The 20,112-nt window shown below is 44.8% G+C and carries 19 protein-coding genes; 3 read left to right on the top strand and 16 right to left on the bottom strand.

Translation table 11 applies throughout. The features are described 5' to 3' along the window. Window positions 1–149 precede the first annotated feature (149 nt). Complete coding sequence (locus L2730_RS16615; protein ID WP_248975617.1) at window positions 150–329, top strand: hypothetical protein; 180 nt, start codon at window positions 150–152, stop codon at window positions 327–329. A 97-nt stretch (window positions 330–426) separates the two neighbouring features. On the opposite strand, the gene L2730_RS16610 is transcribed toward L2730_RS16615, so the two are convergent. The 13 genes from L2730_RS16610 to L2730_RS16550 all read right to left on the bottom strand — a co-directional run bounded on the left by L2730_RS16610 (window position 427) and on the right by L2730_RS16550 (window position 15,892). Then, the gene (locus L2730_RS16610) at window positions 427–1,755 is read right to left on the bottom strand and encodes a coproporphyrinogen III oxidase family protein (RefSeq protein WP_248975616.1); all 1,329 of its coding nucleotides are present in this window, start codon (window positions 1,753–1,755) and stop codon (window positions 427–429) included. 279 nt (window positions 1,756–2,034) lie between these two features. Beyond that, window positions 2,035–3,018 carry a formate dehydrogenase subunit gamma gene (locus L2730_RS16605; RefSeq protein ID WP_248975615.1) on the bottom strand — a complete coding sequence of 328 codons (984 nt, stop codon included), beginning with the start codon at window positions 3,016–3,018 and terminating at the stop codon, window positions 2,035–2,037. An 81-nt stretch (window positions 3,019–3,099) separates the two neighbouring features. Next, window positions 3,100–3,669, bottom strand: a complete 570-nt coding sequence (fdh3B, locus tag L2730_RS16600) for a formate dehydrogenase FDH3 subunit beta (protein WP_220737173.1) — start codon at window positions 3,667–3,669, stop codon at window positions 3,100–3,102. 29 nt (window positions 3,670–3,698) lie between these two features. Beyond that, a complete protein-coding gene (locus tag L2730_RS16595; RefSeq protein ID WP_248975614.1) occupies window positions 3,699–6,554 on the bottom strand; it encodes a molybdopterin-dependent oxidoreductase in 2,856 nt (951 codons plus the stop codon). A gap of 18 nt (window positions 6,555–6,572) precedes the next feature. Continuing rightward, on the bottom strand, window positions 6,573–6,770 hold the full coding sequence (locus L2730_RS16590) for a twin-arginine translocation signal domain-containing protein (RefSeq protein WP_101090110.1): 198 nt from the start codon (window positions 6,768–6,770) through the stop codon (window positions 6,573–6,575). A 625-nt stretch (window positions 6,771–7,395) separates the two neighbouring features. Then, entirely contained in the window at window positions 7,396–8,406 is a 1,011-nt protein-coding gene (locus tag L2730_RS16585; RefSeq protein WP_248975613.1) for a formate dehydrogenase subunit gamma, read from the bottom strand. A gap of 50 nt (window positions 8,407–8,456) precedes the next feature. After that, entirely contained in the window at window positions 8,457–9,044 is a 588-nt protein-coding gene (fdh3B, locus tag L2730_RS16580) for a formate dehydrogenase FDH3 subunit beta (RefSeq protein WP_248975612.1), read from the bottom strand. Window positions 9,045–9,070: 26 nt separating this feature from the next. Further along, window positions 9,071–11,920 (bottom strand): formate dehydrogenase subunit alpha, encoded by a 2,850-nt coding sequence (locus L2730_RS16575; RefSeq protein WP_248975611.1) that lies wholly within the window; start codon window positions 11,918–11,920, stop codon window positions 9,071–9,073. A 35-nt stretch (window positions 11,921–11,955) separates the two neighbouring features. Beyond that, complete coding sequence (locus tag L2730_RS16570; RefSeq protein ID WP_202287348.1) at window positions 11,956–12,153, bottom strand: twin-arginine translocation signal domain-containing protein; 198 nt, start codon at window positions 12,151–12,153, stop codon at window positions 11,956–11,958. A 150-nt stretch (window positions 12,154–12,303) separates the two neighbouring features. After that, window positions 12,304–12,969 (bottom strand): TorD/DmsD family molecular chaperone, encoded by a 666-nt coding sequence (locus L2730_RS16565; protein WP_248975610.1) that lies wholly within the window; start codon window positions 12,967–12,969, stop codon window positions 12,304–12,306. A gap of 10 nt (window positions 12,970–12,979) precedes the next feature. Then, window positions 12,980–14,659 carry a 4Fe-4S binding protein gene (locus tag L2730_RS16560; protein WP_248975609.1) on the bottom strand — a complete coding sequence of 560 codons (1,680 nt, stop codon included), beginning with the start codon at window positions 14,657–14,659 and terminating at the stop codon, window positions 12,980–12,982. Between the two features lie 145 nt (window positions 14,660–14,804). Continuing rightward, entirely contained in the window at window positions 14,805–15,425 is a 621-nt protein-coding gene (locus L2730_RS16555; protein ID WP_248975608.1) for a DUF3306 domain-containing protein, read from the bottom strand. Continuing rightward, entirely contained in the window at window positions 15,422–15,892 is a 471-nt protein-coding gene (locus L2730_RS16550) for a DUF3305 domain-containing protein (protein WP_220737183.1), read from the bottom strand. The genes L2730_RS16555 and L2730_RS16550 overlap by 4 nt, the downstream gene beginning before the upstream one ends. A 294-nt stretch (window positions 15,893–16,186) precedes the next feature. On the opposite strand from L2730_RS16550, the gene L2730_RS16545 reads away from it, so the two are divergent. Together L2730_RS16545 and L2730_RS16540 are read left to right on the top strand one after the other, a co-directional pair. After that, a complete protein-coding gene (locus tag L2730_RS16545) occupies window positions 16,187–17,014 on the top strand; it encodes a formate dehydrogenase accessory sulfurtransferase FdhD (protein ID WP_228371094.1) in 828 nt (275 codons plus the stop codon). A gap of 47 nt (window positions 17,015–17,061) precedes the next feature. Then, a complete protein-coding gene (locus tag L2730_RS16540; protein ID WP_248975607.1) occupies window positions 17,062–17,970 on the top strand; it encodes a substrate-binding domain-containing protein in 909 nt (302 codons plus the stop codon). Between the two features lie 25 nt (window positions 17,971–17,995). Here the strand turns inward: L2730_RS16540 and L2730_RS16535 are convergent, their stop codons facing one another. From L2730_RS16535 to L2730_RS16525, 3 genes are all read right to left on the bottom strand, one after another. Continuing rightward, window positions 17,996–18,367 carry a nuclear transport factor 2 family protein gene (locus tag L2730_RS16535; RefSeq protein ID WP_248975606.1) on the bottom strand — a complete coding sequence of 124 codons (372 nt, stop codon included), beginning with the start codon at window positions 18,365–18,367 and terminating at the stop codon, window positions 17,996–17,998. Between the two features lie 232 nt (window positions 18,368–18,599). Then, a complete protein-coding gene (gene rlmF, locus L2730_RS16530; RefSeq protein WP_428848466.1) occupies window positions 18,600–19,649 on the bottom strand; it encodes a 23S rRNA (adenine(1618)-N(6))-methyltransferase RlmF in 1,050 nt (349 codons plus the stop codon). A 56-nt stretch (window positions 19,650–19,705) separates the two neighbouring features. Then, window positions 19,706–20,107: a flagellar basal body-associated protein FliL gene (locus L2730_RS16525; RefSeq protein WP_248975604.1), complete on the bottom strand. Its 402-nt coding sequence runs from the start codon at window positions 20,105–20,107 to the stop codon at window positions 19,706–19,708. Between the last annotated feature and the right edge of the window lie 5 nt (window positions 20,108–20,112).

Here is a 20,112-nt window from a genome sequence, read left to right as displayed (position 1 = left end):
TTGATGCTCTAAGCAGCAGAAAGTACTAGTATTTAAGTTTTATCAAACTTTTCTGCTAACTCAGTCGTTTTAACTATACTTACAGTTATAGGCCTGATCGCAGCGTAGCTGTGTATTATGGTGGCATCCCAACGTAATAGGATAGTTGAATGGACTCAATTATTAGTATGGATGAACTCACGGAGTTCCAAGAACCGCTCGAGACTCGTCTAAAACGCTATAAAGCCTGCCTTTATGAGTTTGAAAAGATGCAGTATACCGATACCTATATCGTACAAATCAGGGAGGATATCGCCAAGTTAGAGCAGCAAATTGCATTGCAAGAATAATCGGTTGGCATACAAAAAAGCAGCAAATACATCGCTGTATTTACCGCTAACAATTTTGTTCCCTAAAGAACTACAGCCTTGTAGGTTAGCACTCCACCTACATATCACTCTCTTGAAGTGGTTTGCGTAGCTGAGCGCGGACGTTATCCATACCAGAGTAAAACTCTTTCATCATCAACAAACCCATCATCTTGCCGTTATCGGTAACAATAAGGTTGTCAGGATCCATCGGATCATTCTTGATCGCACCAATCGCTTTCATTGAGGTCATCTCTTTAAAGAGTGCAGTATCAAGATTAACGCCAAAGGTTTCGCGGAAATACTTACGTGAAAGTCGGCCAGAGAACATACCGAGTAAGAAACGATATTGCATCACCTCTTTACGACCATAATTCTTCTGCTGCTCAACCCCCATATGACCACTAGCAACCCGCTCTTGATACTTTTTCAAAGAGAAAGTATTAACATAAAGCGTGTCATCCAAGAAACTAAATGAACCAGAGCCTACACCTAAGTATTCATCATAATCAATTACATACTCATCAAAGCCTTCGTCATTGGTTTTACCAAAAGCCCAAGCTGAAAGTTGGTTGTACTGCCCATTCAAGCTATTTAGAATTTGACGATATTGACGCACCATATCACCATGAGGAGCAGCAAGTTTGCCCTTCACGCTCTTACGAGTCTGGTGAGTAATCATCAGTGGGTAAGTGGTAATTTGACGTGGATCGAGCCTAGATGCCATATCGAGGTCTTGCTGGATCACTTCGTCAGTCTGGCCTCTAAAGCCAAAAATAAGATCGACGTTGATAATTGGAAACAGCTCTTTAGCTGCCATGATTTTATCAAATGTCTGTTGTCCTGAACCAAACTTTTCGATTCGGTCAGTCATGGTAAGAATGTCATCATTGAAGCTTTGTACGCCAATAGACATACGGTCAACTAAGCCTTCAAGCTGTTTAAAGCCATCACTGTCTAAGTGCTGTGGATCTGATTCACAAGAAACCTCTTTGATACTTGGGAATAGTTTTTTAGCATGCTCAATAGTGCGTGCTAGTTCATCTTCCAATACCGTGGTGGTGCCACCACCGATATACATAGACTCAAAGTCATAACCTAAGGCTTTCACCATATCCATCTCTTTACGTAAAGAGATAAAGTAAGCGCGCGCCTTATCTTCCTTAAATAGGAAACGGTGGAAAGTACAAAATGAGCACAAGGTATGACAGAAAGGAACATGGGCATACAGCATGTATTTCTTACCTTCTACTGGATTCGGCATCATCTCAGCAGAAATAGTATCTAGCCTTAGATTGCGGTCCACATAGAACTGCATCACCTTTTCCATACCACTAATCATCCAATCAGGTGTAGTGATATTGGCGTTATAAGGTTGAGCACTATCAGGCAAAATAATTGAAGACATAAAGTTTCCTATCAAAGATGGCTGTTCAAAATTAAAATGAGGCTGAACGAATTGAACCAGCGGAGAGCAAAATTAACACTTTAAATCACCCCAAAACGTGATTTGGTTATAAGTTACCGTTTCCTATCAAGGAAATGTATAGCTTTTTGTTAAGTAAGTCATACTTTAGCAAAGGCTCATAAAATAGACAGTACTAATATTAATACGCCACATACAAAAACACCTCAGTGATTAAATCGACTGAGGTGTTTGCAGATCAAGCCTTAAATACTCAAAAGATTACTCTTTATATTTAAGTGTTCCGTTCTCTTTGATCTCATCGAACCAAAGATTATGGTGTTGGCTTGCCCAAGTTTCATCACAGTAACCAGAAACCATACATTCCATACCGCCTTCAGACATAACCGTAGCCATAAAGATATGTACGATTGAGAAAGCTGTAATGATGATAGCGCTGACAGAGTGAAGGATCAGTGCAATCAGGCTTAATGTGCGGCTAGGCTCGAACAAGTTCGGGAATAGTAGCAACATACCTGACGCAGAGATCACTAGACCAAATACAGCAAAAGCCCAGAACCATAATTTCTCACCAGCGTTAGCAAAACCAGCATCTGGATGCTTGCCTTTGAATGGACCGAAGTTGATGTAACCACCAACAACCATCATCCACTTGATGTCGTACATTTTAGGCAATTGGTTTTTAGCCCAAAGTACAGTCATCAACGCCCAACCAATCATGAACGGAATCGCCATGATGTCATGCACCTGCTTCGCAGCGTAGACTAGGTTAGACCAAAGACCTTCACCAATATAAGGCTGGAAGAAGAAACGTCCAGCAAGCAGTGTTAAGCCGGTCAAAATCAATAGCAGACACGGAATAGCACCCAACCAGTGAATAGACACGTCAAACTTAGACCAACGATATACCAGTTTACCTGAGAAGCCACCGTGCAACTTAGAGATGCCGTTCACTTTGATAAACAGTACAAAGATAATGATCATGCCGAAAAGGGCAGCCATTAACGCTGGAGCAAGAATATCACTACGCAGTTCAAGAACACGTAAGTCATAGGTGTTGATTGGCTGAGCGTGGAACTCACTTGTTGAAGTTGTACGACCTTCAGCACCGGCTTTTAACTGCGACCAAATTTGGCCTTCAGTTGCTTGTCCGTCATGCGTGTGCTCAGCACCATCATGGGCAAATGCAGTAACACTGAATAACAGTGCAATCGCAATACCTATCTGTTTAAACCATTTGTTCATAATACGTCCTCTGTTACTCCCCGTTGGCCCAATGAATTGAGCCAACAAGCAGTAGGTTTGGAAGTTATTAACCTAAGTTAATTAACCCCAGATTGCGTTTTTAGAACCACGGTATGCAACACGCTCACGGAAGATTGCAGAAACAATTTCAGCATCACCCGCTAGTAGCGACTTAGTTGCACACAGTTCGGCACACATAGGTAGCTTGCCTTCTGCAACACGGTTTGCACCGTACTTCTGACGCTCTGCGTCAGAATGGTTCTCTTCAGGACCACCAGCACAGAAAGTACACTTGTCCATCTTACCGCGAGCACCAAATGCGCCGCCTTGAGGGAACTGAGGCGCACCAAATGGGCAAGCATATAGACAGTAACCACAACCGATACAAGTATCTTTGTCGTGCAGTACAATGCCGTCTTCGGTCTTGTAGAAACAGTTTGCAGGACAAACAGCCATACAAGGTGCATCGCTACAGTGCATACATGCTACTGAGATAGACGCTTCGCCTTTCTCACCATCATTAATAGTCACTACGCGACGACGTTGAATTCCCCACTCAAGAGCAGAGTCGTTTTCGTTCTTACATGCTGTGACACAACCGTTACACTCGATGCAGCGCTTGGTATCACATAAAAATTTCATTGTAGCCATTCTGGCAATTCTCCTAGCTAATTCTGCAATTACGCTTTAACGATCTGACAAAGCGATGCCTTGGTTTCCTGCATCTGCGTCACAGGGTCATAACCATAAGTCAATGCAGTGTTAGCTGATTCACCGATAACGTAAGGAACAGTGCCTTCAGGGTAATTAGGCGCAAGGCTTTCACCGTGCATCTCACCCGCGAAGTGGTAAGGCATCCAAGTTACACCAGGCTTAACGCGTGGAGTGACCATTGCCTTGATCTTAATACGACCACCTTCAGCACCTTCTAACCATACTGTGTCTCCGTCGCGGATTGCGCGATCAGCCGCATCAGCAGGGTTCATTTCAACAAACATCTCTTGTTGAAGTTCAGCCAACCATGGGTTTGAACGAGACTCTTCACCACCACCTTCATACTCTACTAGACGACCAGAAGTCAGGCCTAGTGGGTACTTAGCTGCAGTGTCTTTCTCTTGGATTGACTTGTACAGCGTCGGTAGACGATGAACTTGCATATCGTCATATGTTGGGTACTTAGACACAAGATCACGACGTGGCGTGTAAAGCGGCTCACGGTGAACAGGTACTTGGTCAGGGAAAGTCCAAACAATACAACGCGCTTTAGCGTTACCGTATGGGATACAACCGTGCTTCATAGCAACACGTTGGATACCACCAGAGATATCGGTCTTCCAGTTTCTACCTTCAGCTTCTGCTTTCTCAGCCGCTGTTAAGTCATCCCACCAGCCAAGTTGCTTAAGCATATCAGCGGTGAATTCTGGGTAACCGTCTTGGATTTCGGCGCCTTTAGAGAAACTACCTTCAGCAAGTAAGTTCTCACCTTTGTATTCCACACCGTAACGAGCACGGAAGTTACCACCACCCTCAAGCACATGCTTATGTGTGTTATACAGAATTTGAGTACCAGGATGCTTCTGCTCTGGTGTACCCCAACAAGGCCAAGGTAGACCGTAAGTGTCACCTTTAGCAGGACCCCCTGCAGCTTCAAGAGTCTTGTTGCTAAATGTACCCCAGTTTTGGGTGTGCATTTTAAGACGCTCTGGGCTTTGACCTGTCATACCAATTGTCCACATACCGCGGTTAATTTCGCGAGTAATGTCTTCAATCACAAGTACATCATTTGCATCTTTAGCGATACGCTTAGTGTATTCATCAGCAAAACCAAGCTTTTGAGAAAGACGGTACATAATCTCAAGGTCAGTTTTAGATTCGAATAATGGCTCGATAACCTTCTCGCGCCACTGCTGGCTACGGCCAGAGTTAGATACTGAACCTTCAGTTTCAAACTGAGTAGCAGCCGGTAGCAGGTAAACACCATTTTGACGACGATGCATAACACCCGCCATTGTTGGGAAAGGATCCACAACAACTACAGTGTCCATCTTGTCTAGTGCTTCACGCACATCACGTTGACGAGTTTCAGTGTTAACTGATTGGCCCCAGAAGAATGCCATACGAACGCGATCTTTCTGCGCTAGTTTTTCAGGCGTTTCTAAAACACCGTCATGCCAGCGAGAACAAGGAATACCAGGGGTGTTCATTGGAACGCGACCTAAGTATTCGTTTTGATCGAAGCGGTTCTTAACCCAATCAAATTCTAGATCCCAAACGTGGCTCCAATGTTTCCAAGAACCCGTCTTAAGACCGTAGTAACCAGGTAGCGTATCGAACAATAGACCTAAGTCAGTTGCGCCCTGTACGTTATCGTGACCACGGAAAATGTTTGTTCCGCCGCCTTTAACGCCCATGTTACCTAGCGCTAATTGAAGGATACAGTAAGCACGAGTGTTAGCATTACCCACGTGATGCTGAGTACCACCCATACACCAAACAACAGTACCTGGACGGTTATCGGCCATCATCTTAGCTGCTTGGTAAACTTCTTCTTCGCTACAACCTGTGATGTTCGCCACTTCTTTAGGTGGGAATTTCTTCACTTCTTCGCGAATTGATTCCATTTCGAATACACGTTGCTCGATAAATGTCTTATCTTCCCAACCGTTTTCGAAGATATGCCAAAGCATACCGTAGATGAATGGAATATCAGTACCAGGACGTAGACCACAATGTAGGTCAGCGTGCGCTGCAGTACGTGAGAAGCGTGGATCAACAACAATAATCTTCGCGTTGTTTTTCTCTTTCGCGATCAAGATATGCTGCATCGCAACTGGATGCGCTTCAGCCGGGTTTGCACCGATGAAGAAGATTGCGTTCGCATTCTGGATATCGTTGAAAGAGTTAGTTTGCGCACCGTAACCCCAAGTGTTAGCAACACCGGCTACCGTGGTAGAGTGACAAATACGTGCAGAGTGGTCGACGTTGTTTGTGCCCCACATAGCCGCAAATTTACGGTACATGTAGCAGCCTTCGTTCGAGAACTTAGCACTACCCATAAAGTAAAGTGAATCTGGACCAGACTCTTTACGGATATCTAGCATTTGGTCGCCAACTTCGTTAAAAGCTTGCTCCCAAGATAGTTTCTTCCACTTGCCATCAACAAGTTTCATTGGGTACTTAAGACGCTTCTCACCGTGACCATGTTCACGTAGTGCAGCACCTTTAGCACAGTGACCGCCTGCGTTGAATGGGTGGTCGAAAGCTGGCTCTTGACCTGTCCATACGCCGTTTTGTACTTCTGCGTATAAACCACAACCGACAGCACAAGCACTACATACAGTACGCTTGATCTCAGTTGGTGCATCATGTGGGATATCTTTGGCTTCTGCTTTACGCATCATGCCTGTACCCAGTAACGAAGCTGCAGCAATACCACCAGATGTGATACCAGCATGCTTCATAAATTGACGACGGCTAATACCTAGAGTTTTTTTCTCTACAGTAGGTGCCGCGTTGGATTTGCGAGTTAATTGCATCGCTTAAATTCTCCTAAACTAGCCGCGTAAGCTATTGTAATAACTGCGAACGTGTGCAGTTTCTTGATAGCCATTTGCACTCTTAGTGCTGACATTGTTTTCACTTGCTTGAGCTACACTCACGCCTGTTGCGGCGATTGCGACACCTGCGGTGCCACCAATGGTGAGCGCTTTCAGCAAAGATCTGCGGTTCAGATCAGGCTGTTGCTTCTTCATCTTTACTCCTGGTAGAACGGAATACTCTGGTTATATATCAAGGTGCTTTATACTTTTTGCCACGTCTGCCGCGTTAACAGCATGTTAATAAGTGACCTTAAAAAATGGACCATATCCATCGATAAAAAACACCCAACAAATTGCCCGCTAAATATAAAGAAAAATGTTGTTATAAAAGTTGATCTAAACAGGGTAAAAATGGCGGATATGAGCAGATTTACTAAGAAGTGTTAAGCAGAACATGTTTGTCAAAAGCAGACTGATAAACGCCGCTAAAGTTGACGCTATAGTAGTGCAAAAAATGTTTAACAAAATGTAACAACTACAGCAAGTTATTGAACGGTAATAACTGAGAATGATTACTAATTAATAGCCTATCGACTCATTTTATGGGGTAATAAATCAGGCAAACTTAAACAGCAAATATGGCTTAAAATGACTCACTTATAATAACTGAAAATAATCGATGATTAAGGGCGGTAATTGAGTGATTTCTGGGTGAGTTTTTCACGCTAATACGTCGACTTGGCAATGCCATTATTATTCAAGACAAATCCGATTTTTTACATTGGAAAAAACAAAAATGCCTCGACACTGTCGAGGCATTTTTATCAACGAGCTCTAATTAATCTTTATAGACAATAGAGTTGTTCTCTTTGATTTCGTCGTACCAAACATTGTGGTGCTGCGCAGCCCAGTTTTCATCACAGTAACCAGATACCATACACTCCATACCACCTTCACTCAGCACTGTTGCCATCCAAATATGGACAATGGTAAAGGCGATAATAATGATGGCACTAATTGCATGGATCAACAGTGCAGCCATTGAAGCTTCACGCGGTAGATCAAGACCTGGCAATACCAACATTAATCCAGAAGCGGCAATAAATAAGCCGAATATAGTTAATGACCAGAACCACATCTTCTCACCAGCGTTAGCAAATCCACTATCAGGATGTTGACCTTTAAATGGGCCGAAATTGATGTAACCACCAACGACAAGGAACCATTTTAAATCATACATTTTGAAGGTTTGCATCGGCATCCATTTCACAACACATAAGACCCAAGACACTATAAATAGTGGTCCAGCCCAATCATGTATTGTTTTACTACCGTATATCAGCGCAGCCCAAAAACCTTCTCCGATATAAGGTTGCAATACATACTTGCCTAACATGATATTTAAACCAGTAAATATCAGAACCATACAAGATGATGCCATCACCCAATGGATCCAAAGGTCGGCTTTAGTCCAACGCAGAACCATTTTACCCGAAAAGCCTTTACTAAGTTTAGAAGGGCCATTCACTAGATAGAAAAATAGAAACGCTACAAATACACCGACAACGGCGATCCCCATTACTGGAGTTAAATACTCGTTTCTAACATCTTTACCTTGGTTACCAACAACGTTGATCAGTACACCAGGCTCAATACCTTGAGCCGTTGTAAAACCTGAGTCACCCGCTTTTACCGCGCGCCAAAGATCAGCTTCGCTGGTTTTACCCGCTTGCTGTTGGCTATTTTGATCATCCGCTGCTATTGCTGATGCACTCAATCCCAGCCCCATCGATAACACGAGCGGGATGACTAGCATTGCGAACAAGCTGCGCAGTGATTTCATAGACATATTCACTCCTTAATTGGGTTATACACTAAAGTGTATAACCCTATTCAGCCCTAGCCAGTCGTTGGGGTGTAACCCCATATCGCACCAGGGTTTCCTCTAGCAGCAATACGCTCACGGTAAATATCAGATACTACACCGGCATCACCCGCTAACAGTGCTTTGGTTGCACAAAGCTCTGCACACATAGGTAATTTACCTTCGGCGATACGGTTAGCACCATACTTCTGGCGCTCAGCATCTGAATGTGTCTCTTCTGGGCCACCGGCACAGAAAGTACACTTATCCATTTTTCCGCGGCTACCAAATGCAGTTTTCTTAGGGAACTGAGGCGCTCCGAAAGGACATGCATAGAAGCAGTAACCACAACCGATACAAGTATCTTTATCGTGTAGAACAATGCCATCTTCAGTGCGGTAGAAACAATCTGCTGGACAGACTGCCATACACGGTGCATCAGTACAGTGCATACATGCCACTGAAATTGATGCTTCACCTGGCTCACCATCATTGATGGTAACTACACGGCGACGTTGAATGCCCCACTCTAGCGCGGCATCGTTTTCGTTTTTACAAGCAGTGACACAACCGTTACACTCGATGCAGCGTTTGGTGTCACATAAGAATTTCATGACTGCCATAATGGCTTATCTCCTCATCAAGTTAATTAGGCTTTGCTGATCTGACACAAGCTAGACTTAGTCTCTTGCATCTGAGTCACAACGTCATAACCATAAGTCATTACAGTATTGGCTGCTTCACCAATAACGTAGGGAATCGTACCTTCTGGGTAGTTCTTCTCTAGACTCTTGCCTTCGAATACACCTGCGAAGTGGTATGGCATGAAACACTCACCAGCGATAACTCGTGGAGTTACCATCGCCTTAACTGTGATTTTCGCCCCTTCAGGACTGTGAACGAACACATCATCACCATCACGTAAACCGCGATCAGCTGCATCAGCAGGGTTGATTTCGATAAACATCTCTTGCTGTAGTTCAGCAAGCCATGGGTTAGAACGCGTTTCTTCACCGCCACCTTCGTATTCAACGAGTCGACCCGTTGTCACTGCCAGTGGGAAGTCCTTAGCAAAGTCTTTGTCTTGAATAGACTTATAAAGGGTTGGTAGACGTGCAACCATGCGATCTTCGTAAGTTGGGTACTTAGAGACCAAGTCACGACGTGGCGTATAAAGTGGTTCACGATGCAGTGGAATATCATCAGGGAAGTTCCACACGATACAACGCGCTTTGGCGTTACCGTAAGGAATACAACCATGCTTGATTGCCACACGCTGAATACCACCGGAAATATCAGTTTTCCAGTTCTTACCTTCAGCGGCCGCTTTCTCTTCAGCGGTTAAATCATCCCACCAGCCAAGTTGCTTAAGCATCTTGTCGGTAAACTCTGGATAACCATCTTGGATTTCACTGCCTTTCGAGTAAGAGCCTTCAGCCAAAATGTTATTACCGTTATGCTCAACACCATAACGTGCACGGAAGTTACCACCACCGTTTTTAACTTCACGGCCTGTACGGTACAAGATCTGCGAACCAGGATGTTTCATCTCTGGTGTACCCCAACAAGGCCAAGGTAAACCGTAAGTTTCACCTTTCGCTGGACCACCTGGAGCTTCAAGTGACTTAATATCGAAGGTGCCCCAGTTTTCTTGGTGCATCTTCAAACGTTCAGGACTTTGGCCTGTGTAACCAATCGTCCACATACCACGGTTATATTCACGCGTCATATCTTCAATCAATGGCTCATCACCATTCACTTTAATATTCTTACAGAATTCACCTTCGATACCCCATTTCTTAGCAAGCTTGTACATGATCACATGGTCAGGCTTAGACTCGAATAGCGGTTCAATAACTTGTGTACGCCACTGCAGTGAGCGGTTAGACGCCGACACAGAACCGTAAGTTTCAAACTGAGTTGATGCAGGTAATAGATAAACGCCATCAGTACGTTCATGCATCACACCCGCCATTGTTGGGAATGGATCCACAACCACCACTGTATCCATCTTGTTCAATGCTTCACGCACTTCACGACCACGGGTTTCAGTGTTAACTGATTGGCCCCAGAAGAATGACATACGAATGTTATCTTTCTGAGCAATCTTAGATTTGTCTTCAAGTACACCATCATGCCAACGTGAACATGGGATACCTGTAGAAGTCATAGGATCTTGGCCGAGACGCTGCTCTTGATCGAAGCGGTTCTTCACCCACTCATAATCTAAGTCCCAAACGTTACACCAATGCTTCCAAGAACCGGTCTTCAAACCGTAGTAGCCAGGTAATGTATCAAACAGCAATCCGAAATCGGTTGCCCCTTGTACGTTATCGTGACCACGGAAAATGTTAGTTCCACCACCTGGCACACCCATGTTACCGAGGGCTAACTGCAAGATACAGTATGAACGAGTGTTAGCATTACCTACGTGATGCTGAGTACCACCCATACACCACACAACAGTACCTGGCTTAGTTTCAGCTAAAAGCTTAGCCACGCGGTACATCTGCTCTTTCGGCACACCAACAACATTTTCAACTTCAGCAGGGTCAAATTTCTTAACCTCTTCGCGGATACGCTCCATACCGTAAACACGCTGAGCGATAAAGGTCTTGTCTTCCCAACCATTTTCAAAAATGTGCCATAACAGACCATAGATGAAAGGAATATCCGTACCTGGACGAATATGCACGAACTCGTCAGACTTAGCTGCAGTTCGGGTGAATCGAGGGTCGACAACGATGATTTTCGCGCCGCGCTCTTTACCTTCCAAAATATGTTGCATTGCAACTGGGTGAGCTTCACAAGGGTTTGAGCCGATGAACATCATGGCTTTTGCATTGCGAATATCGTTGAAAGAGTTGGTTTGCGCACCATAACCCCAAGTGTTTGCAACACCGGCTACAGTGGTAGAGTGACAAATACGTGCAGAGTGGTCGACATTGTTAGTGCCCCACATCGCAGCAAATTTGCGATACATATAGGCTTGTTCATTTGAGAACTTAGCACTGCCCATGAAGAAAACTGAATCTGGACCTGACTCTTTGCGGATATCTAACGCTTTTTGGCCAACTTCTTCAATGGCTTGATCCCATGAAAGACGTTTCCACTTACCACCTTCAAGCTTCATTGGGTATTTAAGACGTTTCTCACCATGGCCGTGTTCACGTAGTGCAGCACCTTTTGCACAGTGTCCACCAGCATTGAATGGATGGTCAAATGCAGGCTCTTGCCCGGTCCAGACACCGTTTTGCACTTCAGCATAAATACCACAGCCCACTGAACAGTGAGAACAGATAGTACGTTTTACTTCAGTTGGTGCGCTGTATGGGACATCTTTAGCTTCTGCTTTACGCATCATTCCTGCGCCAAGCATTGATGCCGCAGCAATACCACCTGTCGCGAGGCTCGCAGACTTGAGGAATTGACGGCGGTTTAAACCTAAGACAGCCTTAGTACTTGTAGCTGCTTGGTCTGTTTTGCGGGTTAATCGCATCACACACTCTCCTTTAATTATTGACTACGAAACGCTTACTTGCTGCGTAACGAGGCGTAATAACTACGAACATGATCGGACTCTTGGTAGCCGTCGCCTTTAGCTGCAGGTGCAACTTCAGGTGTCGCTGCCATCGCTTGACCACTCGCTGTGGCCACAACGCCAGCAGCACTGCCGATAGCCAATGCTTTTAGCAATTGACGACGACCCATGTCGGAAGCTTGCTTCTTCATAGTGTCTCCTTTGGATTACAGATATTGAGATGATTGGTTTAGGTAACTAAACGCATCACTCGATTAAGGTAGGGATGACTCCCTGTTTTTGCCTACACCTGCCAAGCGAATTGCTTAGCAGGCATAAATACCGCTTGCACTGACAGTGGCTTAAGAAGCCAACTCATTAGTGCTTGGTTCAATCTTTTCCGCTTCACTGCCAGGGCAATTAACTGGAATATCTAAACTTAACTGTTCAAATTCATTGGCTTCGATAACAAAAAATGCTTTGGCAAGTTCCGCTACCGTGGCATAAAACGCTGCACTCGGTGTTTTCGCTAAAGCATCGCAAAAACGGGCAATCCAGCTGCCCATATGGCGTTGGTAGAAAGCTAATTGGCGGTAACCAGGCGCTTCTAAGATTAGGGTACCCATCACTTCGCATAACGCAGCAACGTGATCTTCTGGCTCCTTAACTTCCTCTTCACGCTCAAAACCGAGCTGCATAAGGTCGTTACGTAACAGTGCTAATGGCTTGTCCATCAACGAACCTGTCATGAACCAGCTACCGTATGGCAGGATTTCACCACTGCCCACGCCGAGGAAGATATTGAAATATTCATCCTCTAGCTGCTCAGATGTGAATTGCTCTGCTGCCAACTTGAGTCCAACCCAAGCTTTAGTCATGTCGCTATCATCGTTAGCGTCAATATCTAAGCCTGCTAAGAACTGCAATAATTCGGTGCTTGGCTGGCGACGTAATAGTGCAGCTAGTAACTGATAGATATCGGCTCTTAGCTGGTCATTTTCTGAAACTTCTCTTACTAATTCGGTCATGGCTAAACTCTTATCGCAGTTGCTTTTCAGGATCTTGAAGAATGTCTTCAAACATATCTTTTACTCGACAGTCGCCACACATTTTTAAACGCTCTGTGTTGGCACTGAAGGCACTGTGGGTTCCTACCACTTCTAACATCCGCTTGACCATGGATTGCGTTGCGAACGGTGTGCCGCAAGTAACACATTCAAACGGGGCTTCCTCATGTAGGGTCTGACGTTCTTGGCGTGCAGCCTTATCGAAATTAACCTGAGGCGTTAAGCTAATCACTTTTTCAGGACAACCCGCTTCACACAAACCACATTGCACGCAGTCTTGCTCAACAAAGTGTAGTGCAGGTAAGTCACCACCGTCGGTTAATGCGCCAGTAGGACAGGTTGCCACACAAGACATACACAAGGTGCAGCTCTCTGTATTGACGCTAACTCGGCCATAAGGGATATTGCTTTGAGATAAGCAGGTATCAACTGAAGCCGCCTGCTCATTTAAGTGATCAACCGCCGCATAAATTGTCTCGCGTTTAGTCGTCGCGCTAAATTCAGCAGGTACAATCACTGGCCAGCTAGCACTCGTGGTTAGCAGTTCAGACAGTTCGTCTGCGCCTGCTTCTGTTAGATGATTTTCAGTGATTAAACTAATACGACGTGGCTGACCCATCTCATCAAGAATGTCATTAGCTAACGCAAGTTCACCATTGAGCATCTGGGTTAGTGTTGGCGCAGTAGCGTCCGTATTAAGGATCAAAATTTGGCGTGCGCCCCATGCCAGTGACGACATCCAGTGATCAATGCTAGCTACGGTAATCTCTTCCATCTCTACAGGAATGATTTCGCCCGCAAGTTGGTCAGTGACTAAGTCTGCACCCTTGCCAATATCATGAAATAGCACCACTGGAGCCACTTGTGCTTGTGAGCGAAAGCGTGTCACCAATTTATTAAGGTAGTTATGCATCGATTGTGGTGTTGGCAGGTCGTAGCTAATTGCGCCGGTAGGGCATGCATTCGTACAACTACCCGCACCGTGACAGAGATAAGGATCGATTTCGATTTTTTTCTCAACGCTGGCAATCGCATCTGCTGGACAGAAATTCAAACAACGATTGCAGCCTTCGTTGCCATTGCGACTATGAGCACAGATCTCACTGTTGACCTTGATATAACGCGGCTTATCAAACTCACCGATAAGATCCGGCAACTGCGCTAATGCTTCAGCTAACTTAGCTTCATCTTGACCAACGTAGAAGTAACCGGGCGGTAGCATCTCTAAGTTGATGCAGGGACTCATGCTTAAATCGAGGATAAGATCGAAGTGCGCCTTACGAATCGCAACAACACTTAAATCAGCGTTACTGTCTTCGTTTTCGACTTTAACCTGGAATTGACCGAGAAAGCCTTTTATCTCAATAAGCTTGTTGTAAAAGCTCTCAACATCTTCAGCCGCATTCATCACCTGCTCTAGATGAGCTTCATCTTGGCTTGTGATGGCTTCGTTAGCCAAAATGGCACACTTGCCCATATGAGACAATTTGTCGGCTGCTAGGCGAGCCAAATCTTCTGGCCCGATTACGAGCACATTGCCCTCGGTGGTGTAGCTTACGGTCGGTGGAATTAGGTTTTGAATAACCTGCGTTCCAGCAAGGACCTGTTGTCGAACCTCTTTGAGTCCAACTTGTGTTTCACGATTGCTCACATTGCGTTCCTGAACAGTTCTTTGGCTGTTTCTGTACGTAGAGTCGCTGTTTAATTATATTGCGCTAATTTAATGCGCCAGCTTTACCTTAAGTACAGCAATTCACATACCAAATTTGTGGAATTAAAAACACTCTATAGTGACGTTAAACAACTTTGTTATTAGTGTCATCATGGTGTTCTGGTTCATTTTGGGACAGTAGCTCATCATCCTCGTCCAAAATGTCCGATACCGTCTCGATATCGCTAACAGCTTCAACTTGAACAGTTTCTTCGGTACTGGTCATCTCATCTGACTCAAGTGCCAAAGCTTCTTCGTTCTCCTCCTCATCGTCTTTATCTTTAACAACATGGCGGAATACTTTCTTTGCCAGTTCCGCCGATACATCGGCAGAGAGTTTGGGCTGGTTACTGTAATCGAGGGCGTATTCAAGCAAACCATCGATTTCGCTATAATGCGGCTGTTTCCATAATGCTTTTAAGGCTGCAGACTTAGCAGCAGGATCAACATTAGCTCCCATGAAGCTAGCAAAACTGCCACCCACTTCAATTTTCTCAGGATCCGGTAAGTCCTCTGCAGTAAGTAGCTGCGCTTCATCAGACTCAACAACGTCTCCGCTAGAACTTTCTGCAGAGGGCGTTGCTGGAATTGCAGCATCTTCGGTCTCGACCTTCGCTTCAACAGCAACGGGGGGTTCTATGTCAGCTTCAGCTTCCTGCTCAACTTTTTGTCGACGCAAATTCCAGCGCGACAGTAGGCCACTCATGAGTTACCTGCAAAATGGTTGGTGCTCGGGCCTTCATTCTTACGGCGATTCACATGCTTTTGACGACGATGGGCTCGAATTTCAACTTCACCGTGGCGAGTAATAAATGCTTCAATCCAGCATGCGATAGCTTGTGGCATAGGAATGTTAAGCACTGGGGTATCACCCTCGAGGCAGCCTGCAGCGACATTCTGGTCAGCAGAGATAGCCGCGGGGATCCAATCCCCCTCAAGAGTTTCGTCACAAACGATATATAACATGGCATTATCCATGTCGATATTGATACGGTAGCTACCGCGCTCGTCTTTATGCAGCTCAAGCAAGACGAGTTTTGCGCCTTCTGGTGCAGCGTGAGTGGCAGGAAGCATTTGGTCGACTTCCCACTGTACAGAGGTCCATCTTCCGACTTGCTTCTCAATCTTTTTCAGAGAAACGTACATTGGCCATTGGCTTTCGGTATGTTGCATTCAGTCTCCGTCTTGCCTGAGATGGCTGCCTGGTTGGCAGTCCAACTAAATAGATACCCCTCTAGTGAAGCAATATGTGTGCCACACAATAACAAGATAATAATTTGAACTAGATCAACTATTCCCACCAAAGATTAGGACATTTTGTCCAGAACGCAATCAACAATAGGACATAAATGGACGACCTCGACGTCATAAGTGTGATCTGTAGCTAACTTATAACCACCTAAAATTAGGTACAGATATTGCTTATCAATAACAGCAACTAAAATTCCATAACTGATGACGGGTCTTATGACAGCAAACAAGAGCAACCCAACTTTGATCAAAACCGACACCGAAGTACCGCTAACTATTGCGGTCAAAGCCGTCAATGAAAAGGGCGAACAGGTCGATAAATTTATTGCTTGTGAGCGTCCACTGACTGTTTATTTGAATTGGCGCCCTATCGTAACCTTAATGACCTTGGGAGCTAGAGCTGAGGCACTTTCATTAGGTTATCTTAAAAATCAGGGCTTTATATCAGACTTAAGTCAACTAGAATCAGTCATTGTCGATTGGGATGTTAACTCAGCTGCTATTTTAACCAGCGAGAAGACCGATGACTTAGATGAAAAACTATCAGAAAAAACAGTCACCTCAGGCTGCGGACAAGGTACGGTATACGGTGGCTTCATGGCCGGCCTCGATGAGATAAACCTACCTACACCACAAATAAAGCAAAGCATGATTTATAGCCTACTTAAAAATATCAGTGCCTATAACGAAACCTACAAGAATGCCGGAGCTGTGCATGGTTGCGGTTTATGCCAAGGTGACCAAATTAAAGGGTTTGTAGAAGATGTTGGTCGCCATAATGCCGTTGATACATTGGCTGGCGAGATGTGGCTCAAGCAAGATATTGGTCATAACAAGCTATTTTACACAACTGGACGGCTAACTTCAGAGATGGTTATTAAGGTCGCCAAGATGGGGATCCCAGTATTACTCTCGCGAAGTGGTGCAACCCAAATGGGGCTTGAACTCGCACAGAAGCTTGGGATCACTATGATCGCCCGAGCCAAAGGCCGTCACTTCTTGGTTTATAACGGTGCTGAAAACATTGAATTTGATGCAATTTAATCACTCACATCAACAAGCAACAACGGTTTTCGCCACAAGGAATCACAATGACTGAGCCTACAGAGCTTATCTACATGAGCGCACGCCAGGTCTCTGAATACTTAGATCTGAATGAGAAAAAAGTCTATTCCATGGCGAATGACCGAATTTTACCTGCGACGAAAATAACCGGCAAGTGGCTGTTCCCTAAAATATTAATTGACCGTTGGGTGATGGACTCTTGCCATAGCGGTATGCTCTCAGACCGAATGCATATAACAGGCAGCGATGATCCTCTGTTATCCATGTTAGTCGCTCGGATGATGTCACAAGTCGGTAAGAGTGAATTAATTAGTTACAGCTCTACTGGCTCACGCTTAGGCTTGGATTTACTCTCTCGCGGCTATGCCGATGTGTGTACTCTGCACTGGGGTAGTGTTGAAGAGCGCGGCGTGCGCCATCCTGCATTGCTGCAAGGCTATGCAAACCACCAACAATGGGTGATGGTGCATGGCTATACCCGTAAACAAGGGTTGATGATGCGCTCGGATATGCATCATCGTTGTCAAGAGTTGGACAAAATATCCCAACAGTCTTGGCGCTGGGTCGCAAGACAAGCGGGGGCTGGTAGTCAGCAGCATTTGGAGCAGTGGTTAATGAAGCAAGGCGCGACATTTGAGCAGTTAAACTCAAACCTAGTTGCTCAAAGTGAGCGGGAATTAGCTGGATACATTGCCCGTAATGACGCAGATATAGGCTTTGGCTGTCAGTCAGTTGCACTTGAAAGTGGTTTGAGCTTCGTGCCGTTAGTGACAGAATCTTTTGACTTTGTTATGCCGCAAGGGATCTACTTTAGACGTCAGTTGCAGCGCTTATTCAACTTACTAGCCGAACCCCAATCACAGCAATTAGCAGCTACATTAGGTGGATATGACTTAACGGGCTGTGGAAAAATAATTTGGAACGGACAAGCATAAATCTATTTAAAGATGGGGCAATGTATCAAAATGGTCGACAAGGTGTGCCTTGGTGAAACACCATTTGCCACACCTCCTTATGCTTGCGCCAGATTGAGCTGCGCATAGAAAAGTTGGTGATGTTTTCATCTGCTTTTTTTAGCTTAGCGCGGTAAAAAACCTGGCAGACACCTTCACTCAGCTCTCGAACTTCAAAGTGGCTAGTTTCAATTAATGGAGCCCTTTCATCTGGCAGGCGTGATAACACTTCACGCTTGCCAAAGCTGCATCCTGAAGCGGCAAACTCCAAAAAGTCATCACTGATCAAGCGCTCTAATTCTGCCCGAGACGATCTCACCTCCGCCTTTTGCAAATACAGCTCTAGTTCAACCAGTAAGTTTTCCAGCTTGAAGTTCATAATGCTACCTAGACGACTAAAATAACTGCGCTTCGAGCCAGTTGCGCGCCAATCCCCATACATTGAACACAAAAATACCACTGAATTGATAACAGGTATTACGCATTAAGCAAATAATCCATTCAAGTCAGTTATATTGCTATGAGTTTAGGATAAGATTTTAAAAAATTGAAATCATTCAGCCAGTTATTTTAGCAGTCCGTCGCAATACTGGGGAGACTGCGGCGCTCTGCTAACGCAACTCACGGTATTTTTGCCATAACAGCTGCTGCTCTGCCGTTAAAAAAGTCCAAGCTAAAATACGGGTGATTTTGTTGCCTTGGTGCATATCAATCACCTTCACCTCATGGGCTTTTAGTTTCTGCAACATAGCTTGGGCAGGTTGTAAATTTTCTTTTTTAGAAACTAAAGTGGTGAACCATAAACATTGGCTAGCAAATAATTGGCTTTCGTTAATCATGTTATGAAGAAACTGTCTTTCCCCGCCATCACACCAAAGTTCTGCTTTCTGGCCGCCAAAGTTAAGGACTGCAGTATCTATATTGGTTGGTTTCGTTGCCCCTTTTTGACCCGATTTAGCGGCACGATTGGCCGCCAAATTAGTCAGTTTTCTCGCTGTACCTGCATTGGCTTCGGCAAGCGATGCATGAAAGGGTGGATTGCATAAAGTGACATCAAAACGATCGTCTGGGTTGATAATCCCACTAAATACATGTTGTGGATCTCTTTGTAAGCGGCAACTCAATTTGCGACTTATTTTAGGGTTTCGAGCAAATATCTGCTGTGCATTATCTATGGATACAGGATCAACATCGCTACCGACAAATTGCCACCCATATGATTGGACTCCAAGTAGCGGGTAAATGACGTTTGCACCAGTACCAATATCTAATGCGCTAATTTTGTTTCCTTTAGGGATCTGGCTTTTAGACGCTTTTTTTACAGCTAAAAGATCTGCAATATGGTGTATATAATCAGCGCGTCCTGGTATCGGCGGACACAGGAAGCCCTGCGGAATATCCCAGTCATCCACCCCGTAATGGTGCTTGAGCAACGCAGCATTAAGCGCTTTTACTGCTTTAGGAGAGGCGAAATCTATCGACAAATTACCAAAATCGTTACGGCTAACAAACGGTTTAAGCTCACGGTAGCAATCAATTAGCGCCTCAAAGTCATAACCCGCATTATGAAGGTTACGCGGGTGCATCCCCTTATTTAGCCTTGATATTGCTTTAGCTGGAGCAGGGTTGTTCTGCTTGTTGTCTGTTTTATTCATGTTCACTCAGCGCAATGCATTGGCTATAACGAGGTCGATAACTTGGCTTTACTAAGACGATATTAATCGTACAGATATTTAGTAAACAGTAGGTTCACCACCAGCTCTTTACCAGTTTCTTGTTCTAACAGGCGATTGACCATTTTATAGCATTCACGCCTGATCTCCTCTTTGCCCGTTAGTGATTTCACTTTGTCTTCAGTTTGATTGCCTAAGATCTCCACGATTGCTGCACGCAGTAGCGGATCATGCCTTTCTAGACTCACTAAGTCTTCCGGCTTTTTAACCATTAGCTCGACACTGATCCTGACATAACCTAGCTTGTTTCGATTCGATATATAGTTAGTAACGATTTCTGGCTCGAAACCGTAATAGGCGTACTCCTCTAGCGGCTTGTCGTCTGCAGCAAATAGGCTAAAGCTGCTACTCAAGCCTAAGAGTAATATCGCGATAAATGTTCTCATTTGGA

This window comes from Shewanella kaireitica (assembly GCF_023284045.1).
In the GTDB taxonomy this organism is placed as follows: domain Bacteria; phylum Pseudomonadota; class Gammaproteobacteria; order Enterobacterales; family Shewanellaceae; genus Shewanella; species Shewanella kaireitica.
Note: the sequence above shows the minus strand (reverse complement) of the source record. Positions and strands in the feature narration are given on the sequence as shown.